The organism is Rhodococcus sp. 06-462-5, from assembly GCF_002258315.1.
Lineage (GTDB): Bacteria > Actinomycetota > Actinomycetes > Mycobacteriales > Mycobacteriaceae > Rhodococcoides.
Map to the genome: position 1 here is coordinate 12552 of NZ_NOYD01000058.1, position 16799 is coordinate 29350.

Genomic DNA, 16799 nt, shown 5'->3' on the forward strand with positions numbered 1-16799 from the left:
CTCACAGATGCTGCCACCGGGGCTTGTTGGCGTAGGCGTACCGGTAGTACTCCGCAAGTGCGAGCGACGACGCCGCGGCCTCGTCCAACAGCACCGTTGCGTGGGGGTGCCATTGGATCGCCGACGCCGGACAGTGCGCCGACAACGGTCCTTCGACGGCTGCCGCCACCGCGTCGGCTTTCGACTCCCCGGTGGCGATCAACACGAGGTGACGCGCCTCGTCGATGGTGCCCAGCCCCTGCGTCAGTACGTGATGCGGCACGTCCTCGGGCGAATCGAAGAAACGGGCATTGTCGACGCGAGTCTGTTCGGTCAGCGTCTTCACCCGCGTCCGCGATCGCAGTGACGATCCGGGCTCGTTGAAGCCGATGTGCCCGTCGGTGCCGATGCCGAGGATCTGAACATCGATGCCGCCTGCGGCTGCGATCGCGGCGTCGTACCGCTGCGCCTCGGCCGCGATGTCGTCCGCTTCACCGTCGGGCGAGAACACCGCGGCGTCGTCCAGATCGACGTGGTCGACGAAGTTCTCTCGAATGAACGAGAAATAGGACTGCTCTGCTGTTCTCGCCAGTCCGATGTACTCGTCGAGCAGGAAGGCGCGGCATCGCGCGAACGACAGACCGTCCTCCCGATGCCGCCGCGCCAATTCGCGATACGTGCCCACCGGGGTGGACCCCGTTGCCAGTCCCAATACAGGAGTGGTGCCGGCTCGTGCGACTCGTTCGACGATGTCGGCGGCCGATCGGTCCACTGCGTCGGCCCCCTCGAGGATCACGACCTCCATCTAGCTGTCCTCTCCGATTGCTGTTCCGCCTCTGATCACCTGCAGTGGCTCGAACGCCGCGTCGACCACCAGCACGTCGGCTCTCATGCCCTGTTCGAGGCAACCGATGTCGGAGCCGAGGCCGATCGACGCCGCAGGAGTCGACGATGCAGCCCGCACCGCCTCGACCAAGGGCACGTCGGCGTCCAGCACGGCGCGTCGCAACAAGTCCAGTACGGTCGCGGTCCCGCCCGCGATCGGAGCGGTCTCGGTATCGACGTCGCGGGACAACCGCGCGACCGAGTGACGGACGGTCACATCCAGTGGTCCGAGTCGATAGCGACCGTCCGGCATACCGGCCGCGGCCATCGCGTCGGACACCAGCGCGATGTGTGTACCACCGACGAGATCGAACACCGCGCGCACGGTCTCGTCGGCGAGATGTATTCCGTCGCCTATCAATTCGAGCACCATCAAGCCGCGCGCCGCGGCCGCCAAGCACTCGCTCACCGGGCCCGGTGCCCGATGATGCCAGGTCGGCATTCCGTTGAACAGGTGTGTGGCCGTGATCGGACCGTCCGACAACGACTCGACAGCGCGTCGGGTGGTGAGCGCATCGGCGTCCGTGTGTCCGATGCTCGGCAGTACCCCGTTCTCCCGCAACATCTCTGCGATGGCGGTGAAACCGTCGATCTCGGGTGCAAGTGTCATCGACCGCACCGCTCCCCGGCCCGCGCCCAGTATGTCGCTGAGGAGTCCGGGATCTCCGCTGCGCAGCGACGTCGGGTCTTGCGCGCCGCAACGGGCGACCGAGAGGAACGGCCCCTCGAGGTGGACTCCGGCGATGTCACCGGACTCGTACAGATCGGCCAACAGCGACGTCTGCGTGATCAGCCGTTCCGGCGGTGCCGACACCAGTGAGGCGAGCATCGTCGTGGTCCCGCGAGAGCGGTGATGCCGTACCGCCGTCATGAGATCGACGGCGGGTGAATCCGGAAAAGAGGCACCCGCTCCACCGTGGCAATGCAGATCGACCAACCCTGGGAGGATCGTCGAATTCGTCTGCGGTACTGCCTCACCGGGCCACGCCGCTGCAGGTCCGACCCACGAGATCCGGTCTCCCGTCGACGCGAGAACGCCGTCCTCGATCACCCGCTCGCGCGTGACGACCCGCCCGCGGTGCGTGGTCGTGGTCGTGGTGGATGCGGTCATGCCCGATCGGGTTCGAGCACTGCGTCGTCCTCACGTCCGGGGGTGCGCAGGTTCCACTTCTTGATGACGAAGCTGAACAAGAAGTAGTAGATCACCGCGTACACCAGGCCGATCGGGATGAGCAGCCACGCCTTGGTGGCGATTCCGTAGTTCAGCAGATAGTCGATGCCGCCGGCGGAGAAGAAGAATCCGTCGTGGATCCCGAGGGCATTGGTCAACGCCATCGAGGTTCCGGTCAACACCGCGTGAATGATGTAGAGCGGCCAGGCCACGAACATGAACGAGTATTCGAGCGGCTCGGTGATACCGGTGACGAAGGCAGTCAGGCCGGTGGACAACATGATTCCGCCGACGATCTTCTTCTGCGACGGCTTCGCGTTGCGGTAGATCGCGAATGCCGCAGCGGGAAGAGCGAACATCATGATCGGGAAGAATCCGGTCATGAACACTCCGGCGGACGGGTCGCCGGCGAAGAACCGATTCAGATCGCCGCGGACCAATTGACCGCCTGCATCCTGGTAGTCCCCCACCAGGAACCAGACGACGGAGTTCAGAATGTGGTGCAGCCCAGTGGGAATGAGCATTCGATTGGCGAAGCCGTAGATTCCGCTTCCCACCACACTGTGGTCGGCGACCGTGTTACCCACCCATTGGAGAGCACTGTAGAAGAGTGGATAGACAAACGACATGACTACGGCGACAACGAGACCGGTGATTGCCGTCATGATCGGCACCAGACGACGGCCGCTGAAGAAGCCGAGATAGTCCGGCAGCTTCTGCCGATAGAATCGCTGCCACAGAATTGCCGAGAGCAATCCGATGACGATGCCTGCCAGTACGCCGTAGTCGATGACGGCCGGGTCTCCGTTTGCATCGACCTCTCCGTCGAGCACGACCGGCGACATTGCCGTGAAGACGCCGTTCATCACCATGTAGCCGACTACCGCTGCGAGTGCGGTCGAACCATCGGACTTCTTGGCCCAGCCGATGGCGATACCGACCGCGAAGATGAGGGGAAGCCAGGTGAATACCGCCTGCCCTGCGGCGGAGATGACCGCCGCGGTGGTCTCCAGTGCGCTGAATCTCCCCAGCAGGTCGTCCTGACCGAGCCGCAGGAGAATTCCGGCGGCGGGCAGTACAGCGATCGGGAGCATGAGGCTGCGACCGAACCGCTGCAGCCCGGCCAATGATCGAGATTCCTTCTTCGGCTCGGTATCGATCGAGTCCGTCTTCTTCGGGGTCATGGCGACCTTCTCTTCGAGGCTGGTCCTTCGAGGGCGACTTCGCTGTTGTGACCGGGTGCCATCAGGGGTACTGTCCGGTCATTACCAGTTGTAGTTTGGCCAGGTGGCAAGCACATGTCAACCCGGCCGTGTGATCCACCCGACAGACATACGCCGACAGAAAGCGGGAACCCCACATGTCCAAAGCGGACGCGATCGTCGAAGGTCTCGGCGGTGCCGACAACATCGTCGAGATCGAAGCGTGCATCACTCGGCTGCGCACCGAGGTGAAGGACGGGTCGTTGGTGAACGAGGCAGCGCTCAAGGCAGCAGGTGCCCACGGCGTCTTTCACAAGGGAACCGCGGTTCAGGTCATCGTCGGCCCCGAAGCGGACACGCTCGCAGAAGACATCGGCGACATCCTGTGAGCGACGCCAGGGCGATCCTCAGCCCTGTTGCCGGCCAGGTCATCTCGCTCGCCGACGTGCCGGACCCGGTGTTCTCGGCGCAGATGGTCGGCTCCGGTGTCGCGCTGCGCCCGGCCCCGAACGACGGGTCGGTCGAGGTTCGTTCACCGGTCGCGGGCACGATCCTCAAACTCCATCCGCACGCGTTCGTCGTCTTCACCGAGGACAAGGCGGGTGTGTTGGTGCACATCGGTATCGACACCGTGAAGATGAAGGGCGCGGGCTTCGAACTCGTTGCAGCAGAGGGTGATCGAGTCGAGGCAGGCGATCTCGTCGTCACCTACGACCCCGCAGCGATCGCGGCGGCGGGCTACTCGGATGTCGTTCCCGTGGTCCTGATGGATTCGAAGCCGGATTCGGTGACGAGTGCGAGCATCGACCACACCGTGGCAGTGGGCGACCTACTGTTCGAGCTGCCCTGATCTCACCGGCGCTGCGAGGTGCGTCGCCCGCCTTCCACTTCCATCGACAGTTGATACCGATCGCAGCGGTACCAACTCTCGGTGTGCTCGAGCGGCTGATCGCCGCTGAAGGAGACGCGGTCGAAATACAGCACGGGGGCACCGCGCTTGGTGCCGAGCAGGGTGGCGGTATCACTGTCGGCCGCAGTGGCTTTGACGGTCTGCTCGGCCCGGTCGATGGTCAACCCGTAGTGGATCTGTACGGCCTCGTACACCGATTTGCTCAGGTCGTGCTCGATCAGACCGGGCAGCAAGGAAGCCCGGTACCACGCGTCGTCGACACTGACCGGTTCGGCATCGGCCAGTCGTAGACGCTTGACGTGGTAGGTCTGTTCGCCGTCGGCCAGGCCGAGAGCACGAGTCGTTGCCGCCGAGGGGCTTTCGAGCCGCGCGAACAGCACCACCGTCGTTGGCGTCAATCCTTGCGCGCGCATCTCCTCCGAGAACGACGCCAGGTGCAGACGAGACTGTACCGTGCGACTGGCCACGAACGTGCCCTTGCCACGGACCCGCACCAGATGTCCGTCGTTGACGAGCTGGCCGATGGCTTCGCGAACGGTGATGCGGCTGACGCCGTAGTCCTCCATCAGTTTTCGCTCGCTGGGCATCAGATCGCCGGGTTGCAGCTCCTTGGTGCAGCGGTGCAACAGGATTGCGCGAAGCTGTTCGTGCTTCGGGACCTGACTGTCCCTCAGATGTACGGGCATCACCATCGCGCCGGCCTTTCCGTCACTCGCCGAACCAGCGGTACGGACTGGTCCGGTCCAACCCAGAGACTACGTCACGTCGGCGGTGCCCCGACAGCATTCGGCCACCGACGCCTGACGCCGACTCGGCTCGAGGGGAAACGACGCGACAGGCGACGGCCCACAGTGCATCATCGTCAGTCGTGACCACTGCCGACGCCGCCGACGGACCGACGCCACTCTCGACCCCCGTCAGTGCAGGAATCGTGGCCTCACTGGTGGGCTTCACCAGCTCGTTCGCCGTCGTGCTGACGGGCCTGCGGGCGGTAGGTGCCAGCCCGACCGAGGCGGCCTCCGGTCTGCTGGCACTGTGTGTCACCCAGGCCGTGGGCATGATGTGGCTCGCGCGCAGATACAGACAACCCATCACGCTGGCATGGTCGACGCCGGGCGCTGCGCTGCTCGCCGGAACCGGCGTGGTCGTCGGAGGATGGCCGGCCGCGGTGGGTGCGTTCGTCACCGTCGGGGTGCTCATCCTCCTGACGGGCCTGTGGCCGAGACTCGGCGCGCTCGTCTCGAGAATTCCGGTACCACTCGCTCAGGCCATGCTGGCCGGAGTGCTCCTTCCTCTCTGTGCGGCACCGGTGGTCGCCTTCGCCGACTCCCCCGCCCAGGTAGCTCCGGTGGTGCTCGTCTGGCTCGTGGTTCTGCGGTTCAGCGCACGCTGGGCGGTTCCTGCAGCATTCGCGGCGGCAGCAGCGGTGATCGCGGCGGACCTGATCGGCGGCGGCACTCCGATCGCAACGTCCGATCTGATCCCCCGAATCGACTGGACGGTTCCGCACTGGAGTTGGCAGGCAACCGTAGGTATTGCGGTGCCGTTGTACATCGTCACGATGGCGTCCCAGAACATCCCGGGCGTCACGGTCATGGCATCGTTCGGGTTCCGAATTCCCTGGCGTGCCTCGATGGCCGTCACCGGAACCGGCACCGTCCTGGGCGCATTCGCCGGCGGTCACACGATCAACCTCGCCGCGATCAGCGCTGCGCTCTCGGCGAATCCCAGTGCCCATCCGGACCCGAAGCGACGGTGGGTCGCTGCATTCTCGGCCGGATCCTCGTACCTGGTGCTTGCGTTGCTGTCCACAGGCCTGGCGACCCTCGTGGCCGCAGCTCCTGCAGGTGTCGTGGAAACAGTCGCCGGGCTTGCCCTGCTGGGGACTCTCGCGGCGTCGTTGTTCGGCGCACTCGAACATGCATCGGACAGAGAAGCGACGGTTCTGACTTTCCTCGTCGCTGCGTCCGGCCTGACATTCGCAGGCATCGGCTCCGCATTCTGGGCCTTGGTCGTCGGTCTGGTGGTCCGAGCAATCCTGCGTCGGCAGTCCCCGGCAGCGCCCGCCACCGACGCCACTGGTTAGGGTCACGTTCATGACCGATCAGGTGAACCCAGCACCGGAGTTGTCGCACGCATCGGACTTTCCGGCACTGTGGCCCGTGACGACGCGATGGGACGACAACGACCACTACGGCCACGTCAACAACGTCACCTACTACGCGTACTTCGATACCGCCGTCAACGGTTGGCTGATGGAGACGACGGGACTCGACATCCGGACACTGCCTGCGATCGGCGTCGTCGCCGAGACCTCGTGCCGATACCTGTCCGAGTTGAGCTTTCCGGATCGCCTTCAGGTGGGTCTGGCCGTCGAGAAGCTCGGCACCCGGAGCATCGTGTACTCGCTCGGGTTGTTCCGCGAGGCCGGCGACGATGCGTTGGAGCTGGCAGCGAGAGGTCGATTCGTACACGTGTACGTCGACGGGGTCACTCGCAGACCGGTGGCGATTCCGCCCGAAATCGAGAGCGCAGCTCGCACCTTGGTGATCGGGACCGCGTCGATCTGACCGACTACAGGCCGATCTCGTCGGCTGTACGCAGTGCCCTGGTGACGATGTCGTCGATCAGCGTCGTGGTCGGCCCGCCCGCCACCGCCCGGTTTCGCGAGTCGGCTTCCATCCGGCGCATGACGCCTTCGGCGATGATCGAGAGCTTCCACAGCGCCAGCACCTGCCAGAATCCGACATCGGAGACGTCGCGCCCGGTGTGCTGTGCATACGACTCGACGAGCTCGTCCCGAGTGGGGAAGCCCGGCAGAGTCGACGCCATGAACGGACCGGCGACCCCGTCGTCGGCTTGCGGCCAGTAGGCCAGCAGGCCGCCGAGGTCCGCCAACGGATCTCCGAGTGTGCACAGCTCCCAGTCGACGACCGCGGCGACACGGCCGTCGTCGCGGGCCGTGATGACGTTGCTGAGGTGAAAATCTCCGTGCACCAGGGTGACCTCGTGCTGCGGAGGGATGTTGGCTGCCAATCGAGTTGCCAGCGAGTCGATACCGGGTACGTCGCGAGTGCGCGAGGATTGCCACTGCTTGGTCCACCGGGCGAGTTGGCGAGCGGCGAACGGCTTGTGGCTGGCCAGATCGGTCAGACCCGAGGAATCCAGATCCACGCGGTGGATGTCGGACAGCGCCACCGTGAGGCCGAGCCCGACTCGGCGTCGGTGATCGGGGTCGAGCCCTTCGGCTACCGCTACGGAATCGACGACGATCCCGTCGACGAAACTCATCAGCACCAGTGGGACCTCGGACACCGAAGAGTCCTCGGTGATCGCAATCATTCTCGGAACCGGCACCGCCGTGTTCTGCAGGCCCGACAGAATTCGGTGTTCGCGGACGACATCGTGCGCGGATGCCAGCAGTTTCCCCAGTGGTGGACGTCGAAGTACCCAGCTACTGCCGCCGGCGTCACGGACCGCGTAGGTGAGATTGGACTGACCGTTGCCGATCCGATGGAAGGTGAGAGGCGAGGTCGCGCCGATTCCCAATCCTGCGATCCAGGTCGTTACTGCTTCTTCGTCCAGTCCCACTGCGCCCATAGAAGAACCCTCACTTCGCCGCGCGACACCGTTGTCGACTGCCGTCATCGGAATTCGACCGATAGTAGCGAAGCAGAACCTGATCGGGTGCGAACGACTCCGGCCCCAGGATGAGTCAGCTGGCGCGCACGAACGCGGGAACCAGAGCCGAAGCGGCAGTTGCTGCGGCCGGCAACGCCGCGCCGTGACGCTTGACGGCGATTTCGTCCACTTCACCGACCAGCATTGCTACCAACGTCCCCGGCTCGGCCGCCCACACCGAGGAGATGTTGCGAACCTCGGCGGGTGCGAAGAGGCCGCTGTTGGTCAGTGCGTCGATCCACTCGGCGACCGCCTCGGCGGTGGGCTCGGGCACGGTGGTTCGGTCGAGAGAATCCGCTTCGAACTCGTTGCAAAAGAACGCGCGGACCATGTCGAGCTGTCCCTGAGACATTGCGATCATGTTCTTCTCCTTCGAGTTTCCGGCGTCCGTAGGTGTCGAGTACCCGATTCCAACGGGTTGTGACGGGTACCACGGCCCGTTTCCAGATCGTTATCGATGTGGCTGTAACGGTCGAATGCGGGTTTCCGATGCGGCTGAAACTACGCCCTTTTGGACGGTCTCGCCCAGGGCGAACTGGACTATGTGAGTATCGTCACATACATGGGCCCATCCAATCAACGTCTTGCAACGAAGTCATAGTTTGCTTCACGAAATGCTGTGACGGTAGACAATCCAGACACAAATGCCCAGTTGAGCGGGCCGAGGACCGCCCGACGGTGCGCATCGACAATCGAGGCGCAGGCATCGCCGACCCGACCGACTCGATTCGATTCCAGGACAGAAGACCGTTCGGTCGATAGAACCCGGTCTTGCACCCCGAAATTGTCGCGATAACCGGCTCGAGGAATTTGACGCAGCAGGCACCGCTACCTCAAACTGCACGATTCTGGACATGCATATTGGCGTGATCGAATCGTTACCGGAGCAACTATCAGCCGGTTCCCATGTTTCTCACATCCGGCGTTCAGCCGAATCGGGCACGGTAGCGCTCATGCCACCACCGAGCCTGGACTCCGGACCGATCCGCGCATCACCCGACGCCGAGACGCCCGCGGTGCCGTCCAGCGCCACCGCCCGTCCACGCCGGCGAGCCGTCGTCATTCGCATGGCCGTCTCCGGCGCCTCTGCCGTCCTGTCGCTGATCTTCCTGATGTGGGTGCCGCACGTGTCACCCTCGATGTCCGGAGAATCGACCCCTGCGTCGGCACTGGCCGCTCGTGTACTCGATGCGATCGATGTGACCTCGGTGTTGATCGCCGTTGCCGTGCTCGCCGTCGTGGCGCTGATACGAAAGCTGCCGTTCGGAATCGGGGTGGTGATCGCCTGCACCATCGGTGCCGTCGTGACGAGTGCGCTCGCTCGCGAGATCCTGGCAGCGTCGATGCCGTCCGCGGACCTTCCGAATGGGCAACTCGTCGCCGTGGCCTCTCTGCTCGGATCAGCATCCATGGTTGCGTCCACAGCGTGGCGGCCCGTGATCCTCGGTCTGGGAACCGTCGCCACACTCGCGGTGGCGGCAGCTGCCCTCATCGTCGGATCCGCGTCCGTGACCGGGATCGTGGCCGGAGCATCGATCGTGTTCGCGTGGTGGCCGGCGTGCTCGATAGTCATGCTCTATTCGCCCGACGCCGCTGCTCGCGAAGCCCGCAACCCGCTCGACACGGCGGCCCTGGCCGTTCAACGCAAAATGGGGCGCTCCCGGTGATGAACAACCGGAGCGCCCCATCCGTACTGCCGAGTGGTCGGGACTAGAGGGCCTTGAGCTCCTCGGTCACTTCGGACACCGATTTCTTCGCGTCCCCGAACAGCATCGACGTGCCCTCGGCGAAGAACAACGGGTTCTCGATGCCTGCGAATCCGGACGACATCGACCGCTTCAGAACGATGACCGATTTCGACTGATCGACGTTCAGGATCGGCATCCCGTGAATCGGGCTCGACGGATCGTTGCGCGCCGCCGGGTTGGTCACGTCGTTCGCGCCGATGACCAACGTGACATCGGTACGGGAGAACTCGTCGTTGATGTCGTCCATTTCCTTCATCGCGTCGTACGCGACATCGGCCTCGGCGAGCAGCACGTTCATGTGCCCGGGCATGCGACCGGCGACCGGGTGAATGGCGTACTTGACCTCGACGCCCTTGGACTCGAGCAACTTGGCCATGTCCTTGACCGCATGCTGTGCCTGCGCAACAGCAAGTCCGTAACCGGGTACGACGATGACCTGATTGGCGTAGGCCATCTGGATCGCCGCGTCGGCTGCGGACGTGGCCTTCGCCGTTCCGCCGCCCGCACCTGCGGGACCTGCAGCAGCGTCGCCGCCACCGAATCCACCGGCGACGATCGCCGGGATGGAACGGTTCATGGCCTTGGCCATGAGATTGGTCAGAATCGTGCCGGACGCGCCGACGATCATGCCCGCGACGATCATCGCGGTGTTGTTGAGCGCCAGACCTGCAGCCGCGGCGGACAGACCGGTCAGAGCGTTGAGCAACGAGATGACGACCGGCATGTCCGCGCCACCGATGGGCAGCACTACCGTCAGACCGAGAATTCCGGCGAGGACGAGAACCGCAACGATCCACCACTGCGACACCCCGCCGCCCGGAGTGGCGTTGATGCCGATGACCACCGCAGCTGCCACAGCGCCGATCAGCAGCAGAGCGTTGAGCGGCTGCTGCAACTTGCCGATGGTGATGGGCGAACCGGGCAGGGTCTCCTGCAGCTTGAGAAACGCGATCAACGATCCCCAGAACGAGATCGACCCGATGATCGCCGCGAACAGTGACCCGATGACGATGTGGACCGTCGGCGATTCACCGTGCTTGAAGTTCGAGAATCCCGACGTGTCGAGGAACTCGGCCCAGGCGATCAGCGCGACCGTTCCACCACCGACGCCGTTGAACAGAGCCACCAACTGTGGCATCGCGGTCATCTTGACCCGGCGAGCAGGCGGGATACCGAGCGCAACGCCGACGACCAGACCGACGACGATCAGAATCCAGTTACCGGTGTCTCGAATGGAGATCAGCGTCGCCACGACAGCGAGGAACATGCCGATCGCGGCGATCTGGTTGCCACGCACCGCCGTCTTCGGTCCGGTCAGACCCATCAGGCCGTAGATGAACATGCCGAAGGCGACGATGTAGAGAATGTTGACGAGGTTGTCCATCAGGAGTCAGCACCCTTCGTGGTCTTGGCAGGAACCGGCTTGGACTTGAACATGCCGAGCATGCGGTCGGTGACCACGAATCCACCGATGACGTTGACGGTTCCGAACACGAGAGCGACGAACAGGATGACCTGCAGGCCGATGGACGGATCCTCGACCTTGCCGAGCACCACCAGGGCACCGAGCACGACGATGCCGTGGATGGCGTTGGTTCCCGACATCAACGGGGTGTGCAAGGTGTTGGGCACCTTGGAGATCACCGCGAAGCCGACGAACCCGGACAACACCAGGATCGCGATGTTCGCGAGCAGCGGGGTGTACATCAGTTCTCCTTCTCACGTGTCACGCAGGCACCGGCGAGAACCTCGTCCGAGAAATCGGGGGCGAGCTTGCCGTCGACCAACATGAGTTCGAGCAGTGCCGAGATGTTCTTCGAGTACAGCTCGCTGGCGTGCTCGGGCATCGAGGCCGGCAGGTTCAACGGCGAGCAGATGGTGACGTCGTGCTTGACGACGGTTTCCCCTGGCTCGGTGAGCTCGCAGTTTCCGCCGGTCTCACCGGCGAGGTCGACCACGACACTGCCGGGCTTCATGCCCTCGACGGCTGCGGCCGTGACCAGTCGCGGGGCGGGGCGTCCGGGCACCAACGCGGTGGTGATGACCACGTCGAATCCCTTGATCGCCTCTTCGAGTGCCTTCTGCTGTTGCATCCGCTCGTCCTCGGTCAGCTCCCGCGCGTATCCGCCCTCGCCTGCGGCGTCGATCCCGAGATCGAGCCACTGCGCGCCGACGGAGCGCACCTGGTCCGCCACCTCCGGACGCACGTCGTACCCGGTGGGGCGGCCGCCGAGACGCTTCGCGGTGGCGAGCGCCTGCAGACCCGCCACGCCGACGCCCAGTACCAGCACGGTGGCGGGCTTGACGGTGCCCGCGGCAGTGGTGAGCATCGGGAAGAACCGGGTGGACTCGGACGCGGCCAGCAGCACGGACTTGTACCCGGCAACGTTGGCCTGAGAGGACAGCGCATCCATCACCTGCGCCCGCGAGATGCGCGGGATCGCTTCGACGGCGAAGGCCTGCACTCCGGCCGCCTTCAACGCACCGATGCTGTTCTCCGCGTTGCGCGGTGCCAGAAATCCGATGAGCGTCGAACCCGACGACAACTTGGCGATCTCGGCGTCGGACGGCGGCGCGACCTTCACCACGACGTCCGCCGACCATGGATCCCCGATGGTCGCTCCGGCGGCGACATACAGCTCGTCGGGAATCAGAGCGCCGAGACCGGCACCCGATTCGACGACGATCTCGACGCCCTTACCCGTCAGGGAGGCAACGATCTTGGGCACCAGGGCGACGCGACGTTCACCCTCCCCCGATTCCCGAACCACACCGACCACAGTCGTGGATCCCGAACCCTTCTCAGTGCTCTGCGATGTATCCAAATCTCCGTCTTCCTGCGTTGAATGGTGTCCACTGATCGGCCAACGGCCCCGAGCTTGCGACGAGTGGACGAACCCATGCGACAAAGGCACAAGGTCCCTGATAGTAGCCAGAGGAAACAGACCGCGGGTAACTCGGAACACAGTCCGATTCGTTCTGAATCGAGTCCGTTCGGCATTCCGCAGCTACAGGACGAGCAATTGTGATGCACGCCATACAGGTCTATCGGTGATGATCGGACCCTACAGTGACAACCGTGGAATCTTGCATCTTCTGTGCCATCGTCGCCGGCGACGCCCCCGCACACCGCGTGTTCGAGAACGACCACGCGATGGCCTTTCTCGACATCCGGCCGGTCAGTCGAGGACACCTGCTCGTCGTCCCGCGCGAGCACGCCATGGATCTGAACTCGACCCATCCGGACGCGGCCGTCGACGTGTTTCGCGTCGGGCACACGCTGGCGCGCGCCGTGCGCCACTCGGACCTGCGCGCCGACGGAGCCAATCTCGTGATCAACGACGGCAAGGCTGCGTTTCAGACGGTCTTCCACCTGCATCTGCACGTGGTGCCTCGCTGGCATCGCGACCGGCTGCGGTTCGCCACCGGGTTGGTGACGCGTCGCCTGCGTGAGCCCGAGCATGTCGCGGACGCCGTTCGCGTCGGGTTGGCCCGGCTGAACGGCGAATCGACGGCATGAAGCTGTTCCTGTCGTCGTACCGATTCGGCGGTCACTCCGATGCCTTCGTCGAACTGACCGGGCCGCCGTCCGATCTCGCGGTCATCGCGAACGCATCGGACGCGTGGCCTGCTGCCGCTCGCGAATCCTCGCTTCGCAGCGAGTTCGGTCCGCTGCGCGCGCTCGGGTACCGGCCCGCGGAGCTGGATCTGCGCGAGTACGTGGGTCGGGCCGCCGCCTTCGAGCGCGCACTGGACGGCTTCGGTGCGGTGTGGGTGCGCGGGGGCAACACCTTCGTCCTGCGCGCTCAGCTCGCCCGCTCGGGTGCGGACGAGATTCTGGCCGACCGTATTCGGCGGGGATCGATCGTGTACGGCGGATACAGTGCGGGCGCGTGTGTGGCCGCACCGTCGTTGAACGGAGTCGAGGACGCGGACGACCCAGGCGAGGTTCGGCCCGCCACCGGTGTCGATCCGGTATGGACCGGGCTGGGTCTGGTCGATTTCTCGATTGTCCCGCACCTGGATTCCGTTCTGGACGAGAACGATTCGGGGCATGCGACGGTGCAACGCCTACGCCGGGACGGTATCGACTGCCATGGGTTGACCGACGACCAGGCCATTGTCGTCGACGCGTCGGGAACGCGTGTGCTCGGTAGTTGAACCTCGGTCAACCCAGGCGGGCCAGTGGGGCGAGACGGTCCAGCGAGGACCATGCCAGCGAGCACCGCCTGGCGGTCATTTCGTCTGCGTCGAGCACCAGCATGTCGAACAACTGCCGAGGGGCCTGATGCCACGAGTCGGCAATCTGCGTGACGGTTGCTCGATCGAAGAGCCCGGACTGCGTCAACGCCTGAACCCATTCGTCGATCTCGCCTCGGTGAATGCGCTCGATGGTGTCGTATTCGATTCCGCCCCCGAGGAATTCGTACGAGAACATCGCGGCCACGTAGTTCCAGGAGTCACTTCCGGGATCGATCATGGTGCAGCCTCCTTGTCGACTCGCACCGCATGGGGTGCGAGGTTCGCTGCGCTGGACGCTAGCGTGACGAACTACAAATTTACGTGTCGGCGACGCATCGATCTGGTAACGCCTGAGGCTGGTGTTACTGATGTGACTCGCTTCCGGAAAACGCTCACCCTCCTCCGCACAGGGTGGGTAGAGTCCGCGTTCGTGGGCACCCGAGCCGTCGCAGCGTCGATCGCAGCGATCGTATGCGGGCTGGCCGGATGCTCGAACGCGCCGGGCACCGAGGCCGATCCGGATTCGTCGGTTACAGCCGACCGGCCCGTCACCGAAGAACTCTTCGTCGGTGAATGCGGGTCGATGGACGACACGGAAGTGCAGAGCCTCACGGCCGTATCCGACCTGACGGCGGTGTCCGAGAACGCCGTTCGTTGTCGATGGGAATCCGCGACCGGCGCGTACGCGATGTTCACCTGGTACCGCGGCAGCCCCATCGACCGAGAGCGTTCCGTGGCCGAAGCCGTCGGCCGCACCATCGAGCGCATCGATGTGGACGGTCACCCGGGATTCACCGCCGCGGCGTCGGGAGCGTCGTGCGAGGCCGGGGTCGAGAACGGGGACGGCTTCGTGCACTGGTCCGTCAACTACGTGATCGACGGCCCCCGCGATTCCTGCGACGTCGTCGAGGATCTGGCCAGAACCACGATCTCGAAGGCGAAGTAGCCCGATGACGCCGTTCCCCTGCACCGATTCCTACCGTCGCATCCTCGCCGCTGCCGTCGTCACTGCAGCCGTCGGCACCGGATGCACCACCACCGTGGCCGGTACGGCGGTTCCCGCTCGATCAGGCGGCAGCGGACAGTTCGACAAACTGCTCGAGGAGTGCATCGCCGTCCCGGATCCCACCATCGCCGACACAGTGGGTGTCGACCTGGTCGATCAGTACTTCTACGGTGCAGTGTGCATGTGGACCGGCATCGGTGCCGCCGGACTCGTCGACGTGACCTTCGCCTGGTTCGAGAACGATGCACTCTCGCGCGAGCGAGACCTGGCCGATCGGCTCGACTACGCGACCGAGGACGTCGACGTCGCAGGCACCACAGCGTTCCTGTCACGACGACCGGCAGACCCGTTGTCGTGCGGAATCAGCGCGGCGTACTCGGGCGTCATCACCTGGTGGGTGCAGTACCGAGGCACCAGTCCGACCGACCCGTGCGGCGCCGCCACCGAACTGGCAGAACTGACACTGCAACGCAACCAGTGACCGAGCATCGACCGACCCCGACTCCGCCTCACGCGCGGCCGTGACAGACTCGAGTGTCGACGGTCACATTTTCGAAGTGAGGAGACCGAGATGTCGGTGACGACCGATGCAGATGCCCGCCTGAGCGAGCTCGAATCCCTTCTTTCGCCCGGCTCGGTGGTGACCGACCCGGACATCACCGAGGGCTACCGACGCGACTGGGCGAAGGATCCCGACGCCGGTACCCCTCTTGCCGTCGTGCGCGCACAGTCCACCGAGGACGTTCGTGCCGTCATGCGGTGGGCCACCGAGCACAACGTGGCGGTCGTCCCACGCGGCGCGGGATCGGGATTGTCCGGTGGAGCCACCGCCGTGGACGGCGGAATCGTGCTCACCACCGAGTTGATGCGAGAGATCACCGTCGATCCGGTGACTCGCATCGCCGTCGTACAACCCGGGCTGCTCAACGCAGAGGTCAAGAAGGCCGTCGCGGAACACGGCCTATGGTACCCACCGGATCCGTCCTCGTTCGAGATGTGTTCCATCGGAGGCAATGCGGCCACCAATGCGGGCGGACTGTGCTGCGTGAAGTACGGCGTCACCACCGATTACGTTCTCGGTCTCGAGGTCGTCCTGGCCGACGGTACCGCCGTCCGGCTCGGCGGTCCACGACTGAAAGACGTTGCGGGACTGTCTCTTGCGAAGCTGTTCGTCGGCTCCGAGGGAACGCTGGGCATCATCACCGAAATCACACTTCGATTGATTCCGGCGCAACCTCCGGCCAGTACGGTGGTCGCCTCGTTCGCGTCGGTGCACGACGCAACCGCCGCAATTCTGGCCATCACCCGGACACTGCGCCCGTCGATGCTCGAGTTCATGGACCGTGCGTCCATCGGTGCCGTCGAAGATGCCATGAACATGGGACTCGATCGCGAGGCGGCGGCGATGCTCATCGCTCGGTCCGACTCCCCCGGTGCCGACCGAGGCCGCGAGATCGAGATCATGGCGGCCGCATGCACCGAGGCCGGTGCCTCGGATGTCTTCACCACCGACGACCCCGATGAGGGCGAGGCCTTCGCTGCCGCACGGCGATTCGCGATTCCCGCGGTCGAGCGACTCGGCAGTCTACTGCTCGAGGACGTCGGGGTTCCACTGCCCGCACTCCCCGCCCTCGTGGACGGAATCGCCGAGCTGTCCACGAAATACGATGTGCTGGTGGCGGTCATCGCCCACGCCGGCGACGGAAACACCCACCCGCTGATCGTCTTCGACCCCGAGGACGCCGACATGACCCGTCGCGCCAACATCGCGTTCGGCGCGATCATGGATCTGGCAATTTCGTTGGGCGGCACCATCACCGGTGAACACGGCGTCGGTCGCCTCAAGAAGGCGTGGCTGCCCGATCAGGTCGGTGAGGACGTCATGGAACTGACCCGCCGAATCAAGACCGCACTCGATCCGGCGGGCATCCTCAACCCGGGTGCTGTGCTGTGAGCAGAGCGGCTGACGCCGCAC

Annotated in this window: 20 protein-coding genes; 10 read left to right on the forward strand and 10 right to left on the reverse strand. The window is 64.8% G+C overall.

Annotated features, from left to right (window positions below):
• Window position 1: 1 nt before the first annotated feature.
• From nagB to CH251_RS25410, 3 genes are read right to left on the reverse strand one after another with little or no spacing between them, the layout of a single operon-like run.
• Window positions 2–784 (reverse strand): glucosamine-6-phosphate deaminase, encoded by a 783-nt coding sequence (nagB, locus tag CH251_RS25400; RefSeq protein ID WP_094615582.1) that lies wholly within the window; start codon window positions 782–784, stop codon window positions 2–4.
• On the reverse strand, window positions 785–1975 hold the full coding sequence (locus CH251_RS25405) for an N-acetylglucosamine-6-phosphate deacetylase (RefSeq protein ID WP_179273574.1): 1191 nt from the start codon (window positions 1973–1975) through the stop codon (window positions 785–787).
• Window positions 1972–3219 carry a PTS transporter subunit EIIC gene (locus CH251_RS25410; RefSeq protein WP_094615583.1) on the reverse strand — a complete coding sequence of 416 codons (1248 nt, stop codon included), beginning with the start codon at window positions 3217–3219 and terminating at the stop codon, window positions 1972–1974. Before CH251_RS25410 ends, CH251_RS25405 begins: the two co-directional genes overlap by 4 nt.
• Window positions 3220–3395: 176 nt before the next feature.
• On the opposite strand from CH251_RS25410, the gene CH251_RS25415 reads away from it, so the two are divergent.
• Window positions 3396–3626 (forward strand): glucose PTS transporter subunit EIIB, encoded by a 231-nt coding sequence (locus CH251_RS25415; protein WP_032393491.1) that lies wholly within the window; start codon window positions 3396–3398, stop codon window positions 3624–3626.
• On the forward strand, window positions 3623–4087 hold the full coding sequence (locus tag CH251_RS25420; protein WP_094615584.1) for a PTS glucose transporter subunit IIA: 465 nt from the start codon (window positions 3623–3625) through the stop codon (window positions 4085–4087). Before CH251_RS25415 ends, CH251_RS25420 begins: the two co-directional genes overlap by 4 nt.
• Window positions 4088–4089: 2 nt before the next feature.
• Here CH251_RS25420 and CH251_RS25425 read toward each other — a convergent pair whose 3' ends face one another.
• Window positions 4090–4836, reverse strand: coding sequence for a GntR family transcriptional regulator (locus tag CH251_RS25425; protein WP_094615618.1), 747 nt, complete (start codon window positions 4834–4836; stop codon window positions 4090–4092).
• 179 nt (window positions 4837–5015) lie between these two features.
• Between CH251_RS25425 and CH251_RS25430 the strand changes: the two genes are divergently transcribed.
• Both CH251_RS25430 and CH251_RS25435 read left to right on the forward strand, forming a co-directional pair.
• Complete coding sequence (locus CH251_RS25430; RefSeq protein WP_094615585.1) at window positions 5016–6233, forward strand: benzoate/H(+) symporter BenE family transporter; 1218 nt, start codon at window positions 5016–5018, stop codon at window positions 6231–6233.
• Between the two features lie 10 nt (window positions 6234–6243).
• Entirely contained in the window at window positions 6244–6717 is a 474-nt protein-coding gene (locus CH251_RS25435) for a thioesterase family protein (protein ID WP_094615586.1), read from the forward strand.
• Between the two features lie 4 nt (window positions 6718–6721).
• Here the strand turns inward: CH251_RS25435 and CH251_RS25440 are convergent, their stop codons facing one another.
• Entirely contained in the window at window positions 6722–7747 is a 1026-nt protein-coding gene (locus CH251_RS25440; RefSeq protein WP_094615587.1) for a phosphotransferase family protein, read from the reverse strand.
• 115 nt (window positions 7748–7862) lie between these two features.
• A complete protein-coding gene (locus CH251_RS25445) occupies window positions 7863–8189 on the reverse strand; it encodes a hypothetical protein (protein WP_094615588.1) in 327 nt (108 codons plus the stop codon).
• Window positions 8190–8781: 592 nt separating this feature from the next.
• Between CH251_RS25445 and CH251_RS25450 the strand changes: the two genes are divergently transcribed.
• Complete coding sequence (locus tag CH251_RS25450; RefSeq protein WP_094615589.1) at window positions 8782–9495, forward strand: hypothetical protein; 714 nt, start codon at window positions 8782–8784, stop codon at window positions 9493–9495.
• Window positions 9496–9538: 43 nt separating this feature from the next.
• On the opposite strand, the gene CH251_RS25455 is transcribed toward CH251_RS25450, so the two are convergent.
• From CH251_RS25455 to CH251_RS25465, 3 genes are read right to left on the reverse strand one after another with little or no spacing between them, the layout of a single operon-like run.
• Window positions 9539–10960, reverse strand: coding sequence for an NAD(P)(+) transhydrogenase (Re/Si-specific) subunit beta (locus CH251_RS25455; protein WP_094615590.1), 1422 nt, complete (start codon window positions 10958–10960; stop codon window positions 9539–9541).
• Window positions 10960–11283: an NAD(P) transhydrogenase subunit alpha gene (locus CH251_RS25460; protein ID WP_094615591.1), complete on the reverse strand. Its 324-nt coding sequence runs from the start codon at window positions 11281–11283 to the stop codon at window positions 10960–10962. Before CH251_RS25460 ends, CH251_RS25455 begins: the two co-directional genes overlap by 1 nt.
• Window positions 11283–12401, reverse strand: a complete 1119-nt coding sequence (locus CH251_RS25465; RefSeq protein ID WP_094615592.1) for a Re/Si-specific NAD(P)(+) transhydrogenase subunit alpha — start codon at window positions 12399–12401, stop codon at window positions 11283–11285. Before CH251_RS25465 ends, CH251_RS25460 begins: the two co-directional genes overlap by 1 nt.
• Window positions 12402–12655: 254 nt before the next feature.
• Here CH251_RS25465 and CH251_RS25470 point away from each other — a divergent pair, with 254 nt between their 5' ends.
• Together CH251_RS25470 and CH251_RS25475 are read left to right on the forward strand one after the other, a co-directional pair.
• On the forward strand, window positions 12656–13096 hold the full coding sequence (locus tag CH251_RS25470; RefSeq protein WP_094615593.1) for an HIT family protein: 441 nt from the start codon (window positions 12656–12658) through the stop codon (window positions 13094–13096).
• The gene (locus CH251_RS25475) at window positions 13093–13737 is read left to right on the forward strand and encodes a Type 1 glutamine amidotransferase-like domain-containing protein (RefSeq protein WP_094615594.1); all 645 of its coding nucleotides are present in this window, start codon (window positions 13093–13095) and stop codon (window positions 13735–13737) included. The genes CH251_RS25470 and CH251_RS25475 overlap by 4 nt, the downstream gene beginning before the upstream one ends.
• Before the next feature lie 7 nt (window positions 13738–13744).
• Here the strand turns inward: CH251_RS25475 and CH251_RS25480 are convergent, their stop codons facing one another.
• The gene (locus CH251_RS25480) at window positions 13745–14056 is read right to left on the reverse strand and encodes a hypothetical protein (RefSeq protein ID WP_094615595.1); all 312 of its coding nucleotides are present in this window, start codon (window positions 14054–14056) and stop codon (window positions 13745–13747) included.
• A gap of 192 nt (window positions 14057–14248) precedes the next feature.
• On the opposite strand from CH251_RS25480, the gene CH251_RS25485 reads away from it, so the two are divergent.
• The 3 genes from CH251_RS25485 to CH251_RS25495 all read left to right on the forward strand — a co-directional run bounded on the left by CH251_RS25485 (window position 14249) and on the right by CH251_RS25495 (window position 16778).
• Window positions 14249–14764: a DUF3558 domain-containing protein gene (locus tag CH251_RS25485; RefSeq protein WP_256979306.1), complete on the forward strand. Its 516-nt coding sequence runs from the start codon at window positions 14249–14251 to the stop codon at window positions 14762–14764.
• Window positions 14765–14768: 4 nt separating this feature from the next.
• On the forward strand, window positions 14769–15305 hold the full coding sequence (locus tag CH251_RS25490; RefSeq protein ID WP_094615597.1) for a DUF3558 domain-containing protein: 537 nt from the start codon (window positions 14769–14771) through the stop codon (window positions 15303–15305).
• Window positions 15306–15395: 90 nt separating this feature from the next.
• Window positions 15396–16778: an FAD-binding oxidoreductase gene (locus tag CH251_RS25495; RefSeq protein WP_094615598.1), complete on the forward strand. Its 1383-nt coding sequence runs from the start codon at window positions 15396–15398 to the stop codon at window positions 16776–16778.
• Window positions 16779–16799 lie beyond the last annotated feature (21 nt).

Coding starts and splice junctions, on each gene's coding strand:
- CH251_RS25445 (WP_094615588.1), bottom strand. CDS start 8,189: ATGATCGCAATGTCTCAGGGACAGCTCGACATGGTCCGCGCGTTCTTT.
- CH251_RS25475 (WP_094615594.1), top strand. CDS start 13,093: ATGAAGCTGTTCCTGTCGTCGTACCGATTCGGCGGTCACTCCGATGCC.
- nagB (WP_094615582.1), bottom strand. CDS start 784: ATGGAGGTCGTGATCCTCGAGGGGGCCGACGCAGTGGACCGATCGGCC.
- CH251_RS25480 (WP_094615595.1), bottom strand. CDS start 14,056: ATGATCGATCCCGGAAGTGACTCCTGGAACTACGTGGCCGCGATGTTC.
- CH251_RS25450 (WP_094615589.1), top strand. CDS start 8,782: ATGCCACCACCGAGCCTGGACTCCGGACCGATCCGCGCATCACCCGAC.
- CH251_RS25410 (WP_094615583.1), bottom strand. CDS start 3,219: ATGACCCCGAAGAAGACGGACTCGATCGATACCGAGCCGAAGAAGGAA.
- CH251_RS25405 (WP_179273574.1), bottom strand. CDS start 1,975: ATGACCGCATCCACCACGACCACGACCACGCACCGCGGGCGGGTCGTC.
- CH251_RS25490 (WP_094615597.1), top strand. CDS start 14,769: ATGACGCCGTTCCCCTGCACCGATTCCTACCGTCGCATCCTCGCCGCT.
- CH251_RS25495 (WP_094615598.1), top strand. CDS start 15,396: ATGTCGGTGACGACCGATGCAGATGCCCGCCTGAGCGAGCTCGAATCC.
- CH251_RS25435 (WP_094615586.1), top strand. CDS start 6,244: ATGACCGATCAGGTGAACCCAGCACCGGAGTTGTCGCACGCATCGGAC.
- CH251_RS25455 (WP_094615590.1), bottom strand. CDS start 10,960: ATGGACAACCTCGTCAACATTCTCTACATCGTCGCCTTCGGCATGTTC.
- CH251_RS25440 (WP_094615587.1), bottom strand. CDS start 7,747: ATGGGCGCAGTGGGACTGGACGAAGAAGCAGTAACGACCTGGATCGCA.
- CH251_RS25415 (WP_032393491.1), top strand. CDS start 3,396: ATGTCCAAAGCGGACGCGATCGTCGAAGGTCTCGGCGGTGCCGACAAC.
- CH251_RS25460 (WP_094615591.1), bottom strand. CDS start 11,283: ATGTACACCCCGCTGCTCGCGAACATCGCGATCCTGGTGTTGTCCGGG.